Below are 8,156 nucleotides of genomic sequence, written 5' to 3'. Positions count from 1 at the left end.
TGTACGCGCACCCCTACCCCCACCCGCCCCGTGCGACTACAAGCCCGGCCGCAGGGCCGCGCTCCAATGGGAGGACAGAAGAGAAAGGACTCCCATGCGACCGTTCCAGCTCGACTCGGGCATGACGACGATGCGGGGCACCTTCTACCCCACGGGCTGGATGGTGCTGATGTTTCCCGGCGAGCAGCAGGCGCGCGATGCCGCGTCGCTGCTGGCGCGCCAGGGGATCGGTGAAGACGCGATGATGTTCCTCACCCCGGCGGACGTGCGGCAGCACATCCTCGGCGCGGTGGGGGACGACCACATCGTGCCGTCCGCCGGGACCGAAGGCGACACCGCGCGCAAGATCGCCGACTTCGCCTCGCAGGGCCACCACGGCCTCATGGTGCACGTGCCGCACCAGGAAGACGCCGACCGCGTCACCGCGCTGCTGAAGGACGCGCCGATCTCGTACGGCCAGCGTTACCGCAAGCTCGTCATCGAAGACATCGTCGCCTGAGCGGCGGCGGCTACTTCATCCGCACCACCGAGCGGACGGTGACGTCCGCGAGCGGCACGTTCGCGACGCCGCCGGCCGTGTGCGTGGCGCCGGCGCCGATCGTCTCGGCGACCTTGGTGCCGGAGATCAGCTGCCCGAAGACGGCGTTGCCGTTCGGCGTGGACACGGCGGGATTGAAGTCGTACTGGTGGCTGTCGACGAGGTTCACGTAGAAGTGCGCATTGGTGGTCGCCGCGCCGGCGGTCTTCTCCATCGCGACGGTGTACTGCCAGTTCTGCAGCGTGTTGTTGCTCTCGAGCGGGACGGCGGCGTGGGTCGGCGCCTTGGCCACCGGGCCCGCCGTGTAGCGGCCGCCGTCGACGCGCAGGTTGGTCACGGGCGCGAAGATCGTGCCCGCGTAGAAGCCTTCGTCGACGTACTTCAGGAAGTTGGCGACGGTCTGCGGCGACTCGGTCGCGAACAGCTCAATCACCATCTCCCCCGCGGTCGTCTGCACGCACACCGTCTGGTGCGGGCTCAGCGTGGACGCGCGGGTGCCCGCCGAGCTGCATTTCAGCACCGTCACCTGCACCGTCGTGGTGGCGGAGCTCCCCGAGTTGTCGGTCACGGTCAGCACCGCGTTGAAGGTCCCCAGGCGCGTGTAGAGGTGGTTGTCCGCCGTCCCCGTGCTGCCGTCGCCGTAGTCCCAGCTCTTGGCGACGATGATGCCGTCCGGGTCGCGGCTGCCGCTGGTGTCGAAGAAGGCGAATGCCTGCAGGACGGCCTCGCCCGACAGCGTGGCCACCGCCACCGGGAGCTGGCTGCCACCGCCGCCACCGCCGCCGCAGGCCGCGAGAAAGGCCAGGGGGCCCGCAAGGAACAAGGGCCGGATCGCGCGCAGGAATGTGGGGGTCATGCTGGGTCCTCTTCTTTCTGGCAGGTTGGGGTTCACGTCAGGTCCGCGGAGCACTTCACCCCGAGCGGGATCTCCTGGTTCGGGTTGGCCGCCTCCAGCCGCACGCCGAAGGTGCCGCTCGGCGCGTCGATCACCGCGTCGACGACGCGCACGACCGCGGCGAAGCTCTTGTTGAAAGGGGCTTCCGTGCGCACCTGCACGGTCTGGCCGACGCGCAGCTTGCCGAAGCGCGCGGCCGGCAGCACGAGTTCCACGCGCGCGGGGTCCGTCTGCGCCAGCTTCAGGATGGGCCCGCTGCCCTCGCCCACCTGCGCCAGCTCCCCGGGGTGCTGCAGGCGCTCCGTCACCACGCCGTTGAACGGGCTCGTGAGCTGCCGGCGGCCGATCTCCGCCTCCAGCCGCACGGCGTCCAGGCGCGAGAGCTCGCGGTTGTCCTTCGCCTCCAGCACGTCCGCCTCGGCGATGCGCATGTCCGCTTCCGCGTCGTCGCGGTCCTGCAGCGACACGAACTTCTGCTGCTGCAGTTCCTCGCGCCGGCGGAACTTGTGCTGCGCGTTCATCAGCTTGCTTTCAGCGGCGCGCAGCTGCCCCTGCATCACGGAACGGTAGCGCGCCTGCGCGAGCGCCGCCTTCTCGACGCCGGCGTCGAGCGTCACGAGCAGCTGCCCCTTCTTCACGAGCGACCCGCGGTCGACGTGCATGCCCACGATCTGCGCCGGCACCGCGCTGCGCAGCGTGACGCGCATCGCCGGCTCGATCAGGCACTGCACGGGATCCGTCGCCAGCGCCGGTGCGCAGGCCCCGAGCAGCGCCGCCGCGGCGACGGCTTCACGCGCGGCCGGAATACGAAAGGCTCGTTTCGAGGTGTTCATCATGTCGGACGGCTCCCTTGCGAGTACGTTCATGCAGGCGCTCCGTGAGGGACTGCGCGCGCCGGCGCGTGCACTCCAGCACCAGCAGCGCGAGCGCGGGCCACGACCCGAGCGCCCGCAGCATCAACGCGAAGACAGGCCCCTCCTGCTGCGCGAACAGCCGGTCGGCGACGCTCACGATGGCCTGCGCCGTGCCGGGGTCACCCTGCCGCGCGGTGCGGCCGAACAGCTGCCGGTCGACCCGGCGCGAGTCGTGGAACTCGGTGAGGATCACGTGCAGCCCGCCGCGTTCGCGCACGGCGTCGTGCAGCCGGATGTCGGTGCCGCGGCCGGCCATGTTCGTGGCGACCGTCACGCGCCCGGGCTGCCCCGCCGCGGCGACCAGCCTCGCTTCGTGCGCGTCCTGCACCGCGTTGAGCACTTCGTGCGGGATGCCTTGCGCGGCCAGCACGGCCGACAGGGTCTCGGAGGCCGCCACCGAACGGGTGCCGATCAGCACCGGCCGGCCCTGTTCCACGACCTCGCGCGTGCTGCGCGCGACCGCGTTCCACTTGGCGTCCTCGTGCGGCAGGCAGGCGGCACGCCAGGTGCGGCGGACGCAAGGGACGTTGGGCGGCACGACCACGGTGCACAGCCCGTAGTCGCGCCACAGCTCCCGCCGCACCTCGGCGGCCGTGCCGGTCATGCCGGAGAGGCGCAGGAAGCGGCGGAAGAAGCGCTGGTAGGTGATGCGCGCCACCGTCCGCGCCTCGTCCGAGAGCTCGCAACCCTCGCGCACCTCGATCAGCTGGTGCAGGCCCTGCTCCCAGGTGCGCCCGGGCATCGCCCGGCCGGTGTTCTCGTCGACGATCACGACCTTGCCGTCCTTCAACACGTAGTGCTCGTTGCGGTGGAAGAGGTGGCGCGCGCGCAGCGCCTGCACCGTCCAGTGCTCGCGCACGTGGCGGATGGACCATTCGCGGCCCAGTGCGACGCAGCGTTCCGTCAGCCACATGCGCCCCGCCGGCAGCAGGTGCAGCTCGCGCCGGCCCTCGTGCAGTTCGTAGTGCACGCCGGCCGCCATCTCCTCGATGAGTTCCAGCGCCTGCTGCAGCAAGCGCGGCTCCGGGGACGCCCCTGCGTTCTGCGACAGGATCAGCGGCGTGCGCGCCTCGTCGATCAGCACGCTGTCGGCCTCGTCGACGATGCCGAAGAACAGGCCGCGCAGGAGGGTCGGCGCGGTCGCTTCGCCCGTCGCGCGGCGCAGGCGCAGGTCTGCCTGGCTCACCCCGGCGCCGTGCGCGGCGCGATCCTTCAGGTAGTCGAACACCAGCTCCTTGCCGGTGCAGTAGGTGACCTGCTGCCGGTACGCATGCCGGCGCTCGTCCGCCGACATGCCGGTGACGATGTGGCCGCAGGTGAGCCCGAGGAAGTCGAAGAGCGGCGAGAGCTCTTCGGCGTCCCGCTGCGTGAGGTAGTCGTTGACCGTGATCACGTGCACCGGCTGGCCGGCGCATGCGGCCGCCGCCGCGGCGAGCCCGGCCGTGAGCGTCTTGCCCTCCCCCGTCTGCATCTCCGCCATCTGTCCTTGCACCAGGCAGGAGGCGCCGACCAGCTGCGCGCCATACGCCCTCTTGCCCAGGCTGCGCACGGCGGCCTCCCGCACCAGCGCGAGCACGCGGTAGCGCCCGGTCGCGTCGCTCCAGCTCGCGCGGGCGCTGCGTCGCAGGTCGTCGCGCAGCGTGGCGTCGTCCAGTGCGGCGACACTGGCGGCGAGTTCCTCGGCCGCCTGCGCGATGGTGCGGTGCCACCGCAGCCCGCGCGCCAGCCGTTGCGGCAGGTCGCCCACGGCGCCGCGCAGCCAGGCATCGACGCCTTCGCGCGCCGGCGCGGTGCGCTCCGCATAGAGGCTTGCCGGAAGGTGCGCCCAGGCCAGCTGCGTCATGCCTAGACTCCGACGCTCGACAGAAGCGCGCGGCGCGCGGCGCGCCACCAGCGCCAGCCGATCGCCTCGGGCGTGTGCTCCAGGCTCACGTAGGCGCGCGAGCCCAGGTGGGTGGCGTCCGTCCCGGGCGGCAGTGCCGCCTCGAACTCGAACACGTTGTCCAGGGCCGTCAGCTGCTTCTCGTCGCGCGGGTCGACGAGCACGCGGCCGCCGCCGCCCTGCCCCAGCGCGGCGCTGGGCAGGTCCCGGGCGGCCTTGGGCACCGAGCGCACCAGTTCGGCGGGCAGCGGCCGTGCCAGGTCCTCCACGAGCCGGACCTCGACGCCGCGCACGTCCTGCTGCACGAAGCTGACGTCCGCCTGCTGCACGACCATCCGGACCACCGGCTGGTACTCGCCCAGCACGTGCGCCAGCACGTCGCCCTTGCGCACGAAGCGCCCCGGCAGGTCCGCCGCCCGTTCGACCAGCAGGCCACCGGCCGCCCGCGCGCGGGCCGAGAGCTGCGCCGCCTCCTCTTCCAGCCGCGCGAGCTGCGCACGCTCCTGCCCCAGCGTCTGCGCGAGCTGCGTGGCCTGCGCCGGCTGCGCGCCCCACACCGCGTCGAGCCGCGCCTCGATCTCCGCGACGCGGCCACGCTGCTGCGCGATGCGCGCGACCAGCAGCGGATTGCCCGTCACCACCACCACGTCGCCGGAGCGCACCGCCTGGCCCGGCGAGGCGACGTGCTCGACGAAGCCGTCGGCACCGGCGCGCACGAGCGCCTGCTCGGGAAGCCACAGCACGCCTTCCACGCGCGTGTGGTGCGGCAGCGGCAGCGCGAACAGCAGGGCCGCGGCACCGCCGATGGTCCCCAGCAGCACGATCCGCACGCGGTTGGCGCGCGCGAGGAAACGCGGGTCCGTGAACAGCGCGCCCAGCGCCTTGCCGACCGGCATCACGATGCCCGCGAACAGCGACCAGGCCGCCAGCAGCACGCCCACCACGAAGTACTGCTGGCCGATGAACCAGGCGATGCCCACCGTCACCGCCAGCCGGTAGCAGAAGGCCAGGGGCGCATAGGCCAGGAACCAGCGCCGCTCGCCCCGGGTGGCGGCGAAGGGCCGCTGCTCGCGGATGCCGAAGAGGTAGCGCGTCGCCAGGTACTGCCAGTACCGCGTGGCGCGCGCGGACAGGTTGGGGATCTCCAGCAGGTCCGACAGCACGTAGTAGCCGTCGTAGCGCAGGAGCGGGTTGGCGTTGAAGACCAGCGTCGTCACGCTCCCGAGCACCGCCACGTTGTACGCGACCGCCCGCAGCACGCCCGGCTCCAGCACGAGCCACGCGAAGAAGGCCAGCATCGCCAGCCACAGCTCCGCCGCCATGCCCGCGGCGGCCACCCAGGCGCGCTGCCACTTCGAGGGGAAGGCATGCGCCGCGGACGCGTCCACGTAAGGCACGGGATAGAACACGAGGAACATGACGCCCATCTCGTGCACCTCGCCGCCGCCGCGCTTCACCGCGAAGCCGTGCGCGAGCTCGTGGGCCGCCTTCAGCAGCGGGAACACGATCGCCAGCAGCCAGAGGTTGATCGCGGCGAGCAGCCGCTCGCCGAAGTCGCGCGTGAGTTCGCCCCAGTGGGCGCCGGCGAGCACGATCGCCGCGATGCCGCAGGCGATCCATGCGCCGGCCCACAGCGGCCACGGCAGGCGGGGCCACCAGGCGGTGGCCGCCGTGAGCGCCGCATCGGGGTCCCACAGCGGAATGCGCAGCGCCATCGGATTCAGCAGGCGCCCGAGCAGCTGCTTGCGGCGCCTGCGATCGCCCCGCTCCAGCAGCTCCGCGACGTCCGGCGAGCTGTCCACCTGCAGCACGTCGGCGGCGTTGAGCTGGCCCAGCACCTGCACGATCTCTGCCTGCGTCGGCATGTTCTCGTCGTGCCGCGCCACGAGCGCGTCCCACACCTGCTGCATCGTGCGGGTGCCGTCCAGCTCGCGGATGACGGCATGGGCCGCGGGATTGAAGCGGTAGTTCTCGCCGGAAGCGAGGTCGTGCAGCACGTACCACACGCTGCCGCGGTACACGTGCCGCTCGATCCGCACCTGCGGCCGCAGCGCCGGCCGGAGCGCGGCGATGCGGAACCAGTGCCCGGACAGCAGCGCGCCGTTCACGGCGTCCACTCCCACACGGCCAGGCGCGTCCAGGCGAGCAGCCGGCGCGTGGCGACCCACAGCGCGCTGGCGCTGCCGCAATCGATCTTGGCCACGCCCTCCATGCCGGGACGCAGGCTCACCTTGGCGTCCCCGAGGTCCGCCTCGGCGCGGAAATGGTTGACGCCGCCTTCGGCCGAGGCGATGGACGTGATGCGCTTCACCTCGAAGGGATGCGTCACGCCAGCCAGCCCGGTGAGGGCGAGCTCCCCCTGGCGCTGCGACTGCACGTAGGCGATGTCGCGCTCGTCCACCTTCAGGATCAGGCGCCACGCCGTGAGCGGCGCGAGCTCGAACAGCACCTTGCCCTGCTCCACCGGCGACCCGCGCTGCTGCGACAGGTCGCCGCGCACGATCACGCCGTCGAAGGGCGCCACCAGCTGCACCCGCTGGAGCTTCTGCTCCGCGAGGTCCAGCGTCGCGCGCGCCTGCGCCGCCTGCGCCGCGGCCAGGCGCATGTCGACGCGCTTGCCGGCCGCGACCGCCTCGCGCTCCTTGCGCTCGGCGACGTCCAGCTCCGCGCGCGCCTTCTCGGCGTCGAGCTTCAGGTCGGCGTCGTCGAGCGACGCGATCACGTCGCCGGCGCGCACCGTGTCGCCGGCGCGCAGGTAGGCCTGCTGCACGAAGCCCTGGAAGGGCGCCACGATCGAGCGTTGCACCTCGCCTTCGACCAGGGCCGGCGCGGTGATGCGGAAGGGCACCGGCGTGACCGCGGCGACGGCCAGCGCGACCACCAGCGTCAGCGAGCCGAGCTTCCAGCCCAGGAGCGAGTCGTCGCCGGCGCGATGCAGCGCGTGGCGCACGCTGGCGCCCGCATGCTGCCAGAGGCTGCGTTCGGCGGCCCGGCGCTGCGCGAGCACGGGCGCGAGCATCATGCATTGGGTGTCCAGCGTCTCCAGCTCCTCGGCGCTGAACGCGCTGCCCCGTTGCAGCAGCACCGCGCCGACCGGCGCGGCTTCGTGGAACAGCACCGCCGTGATCACCGCTTCGCAAGGCAAGGCCTTCGCCAGCGCGGCATGGGCCGGCAGGTTGCCAGCGTCGCTGCGGAACCCGTTGCCGCCATGCCCCTGGACCGTCTGCCGCAGGTCGAGCGCCTCCTCCATGGCCGCGGTCGCGAGCTGCGTGACGTTGGCGCGTTCGTCGGTGCGCGAGGCGTTGGAGCGGGCGACGATGCGGGCCTGCAGCCGGTCCACCCACCCCACCAGCACCGCGTCGGCCCGCCAGCGCGCGGCCAGGCGGTTCGCGAGGCTCAGGCAGGCGGCGTCGAAGGACTGCTCGCCCAGCATGGCCGCCATGAACTGCAGCAGGTTGCGCGCCTCGGCCAGCGCCTGCGGGTTGCCGCCCTGCCCGGCGAGCAGCGCCAGCAGCCACCCCGCGCCCCAGGCCAGGCGCGCGGCGCCACGAACGGCGTCTTCCTCCTGTGCGAACTCCGCGGCGACCAGGCCGCGCAGGTCCTCCCCCCAGGCCAGCGGTTGCGTGACGAGCCAGCCGCCGGCGCTGCGGAAGCGCTCCGGCTTGAGCGTGGCCGCCGCCTGCGACAGCAGCGGCGCGAGGTCCTGCGCGACGCTGCCCGCGGGGTGCACGGCGGCGAGCCGCAGCTCCTGCCGGTCCGCGCGCAGCAGGACCAGCGAGCGCGTCGGCTCGGGCAGCCCGCCCGCGAACTCCGCGAGCCACTGCGTGCAGGCCTCGGCCGGGGCACTGCCGGCCGGAAGCCCTGCCCACGGCCGGGGGGCCGTGGTGGCGGGAGAGGCGGGAGCTTCGTCGATGCGCATGGCGGCTC

6 protein-coding genes are annotated in these 8,156 nt (G+C 72.8%); 1 reads left to right on the top strand and 5 read right to left on the bottom strand.

Going from position 1 to position 8,156, the window contains the following annotated elements:
- Positions 1 to 94: 94 nt before the first annotated feature.
- Complete coding sequence (locus H8N03_RS23720) at positions 95 to 499, top strand: RNA-binding protein (protein ID WP_187078707.1); 405 nt, start codon at positions 95 to 97, stop codon at positions 497 to 499.
- Positions 500 to 509: 10 nt separating this feature from the next.
- Here H8N03_RS23720 and H8N03_RS23715 read toward each other — a convergent pair whose 3' ends face one another.
- The 5 genes from H8N03_RS23715 to H8N03_RS23695 are packed head-to-tail and all read right to left on the bottom strand — an operon-like array spanning position 510 to position 8,148.
- Positions 510 to 1,394 (bottom strand): peptidylprolyl isomerase, encoded by an 885-nt coding sequence (locus H8N03_RS23715; protein ID WP_187078706.1) that lies wholly within the window; start codon positions 1,392 to 1,394, stop codon positions 510 to 512.
- 32 nt (positions 1,395 to 1,426) lie between these two features.
- Positions 1,427 to 2,269, bottom strand: coding sequence for an efflux RND transporter periplasmic adaptor subunit (locus H8N03_RS23710; RefSeq protein WP_187078705.1), 843 nt, complete (start codon positions 2,267 to 2,269; stop codon positions 1,427 to 1,429).
- Positions 2,223 to 4,190: a preprotein translocase subunit SecA gene (locus H8N03_RS23705; RefSeq protein WP_187078704.1), complete on the bottom strand. Its 1,968-nt coding sequence runs from the start codon at positions 4,188 to 4,190 to the stop codon at positions 2,223 to 2,225. Before H8N03_RS23705 ends, H8N03_RS23710 begins: the two co-directional genes overlap by 47 nt.
- A gap of 2 nt (positions 4,191 to 4,192) precedes the next feature.
- Positions 4,193 to 6,337, bottom strand: a complete 2,145-nt coding sequence (locus H8N03_RS23700) for a PqqD family peptide modification chaperone (RefSeq protein WP_187078703.1) — start codon at positions 6,335 to 6,337, stop codon at positions 4,193 to 4,195.
- Positions 6,334 to 8,148: an efflux RND transporter periplasmic adaptor subunit gene (locus H8N03_RS23695; protein WP_187078702.1), complete on the bottom strand. Its 1,815-nt coding sequence runs from the start codon at positions 8,146 to 8,148 to the stop codon at positions 6,334 to 6,336. The genes H8N03_RS23700 and H8N03_RS23695 overlap by 4 nt, the downstream gene beginning before the upstream one ends.
- Between the last annotated feature and the right edge of the window lie 8 nt (positions 8,149 to 8,156).

It is taken from the genome of Ramlibacter cellulosilyticus (assembly GCF_014297465.1).
GTDB lineage: Bacteria > Pseudomonadota > Gammaproteobacteria > Burkholderiales > Burkholderiaceae_C > Ramlibacter > Ramlibacter cellulosilyticus.
This window is presented reverse-complemented; position numbering and strand designations above follow the sequence as displayed.

Excerpts from the sequence above, each read along its gene's own strand:
- H8N03_RS23720 (WP_187078707.1), top strand. The coding sequence starts at position 95 with ATGCGACCGTTCCAGCTCGACTCGGGCATGACGACGATGCGGGGCACC.
- H8N03_RS23715 (WP_187078706.1), bottom strand. The coding sequence starts at position 1,394 with ATGACCCCCACATTCCTGCGCGCGATCCGGCCCTTGTTCCTTGCGGGC.
- H8N03_RS23710 (WP_187078705.1), bottom strand. The coding sequence starts at position 2,269 with ATGATGAACACCTCGAAACGAGCCTTTCGTATTCCGGCCGCGCGTGAA.
- H8N03_RS23705 (WP_187078704.1), bottom strand. The coding sequence starts at position 4,190 with ATGACGCAGCTGGCCTGGGCGCACCTTCCGGCAAGCCTCTATGCGGAG.
- H8N03_RS23695 (WP_187078702.1), bottom strand. The coding sequence starts at position 8,148 with ATGCGCATCGACGAAGCTCCCGCCTCTCCCGCCACCACGGCCCCCCGG.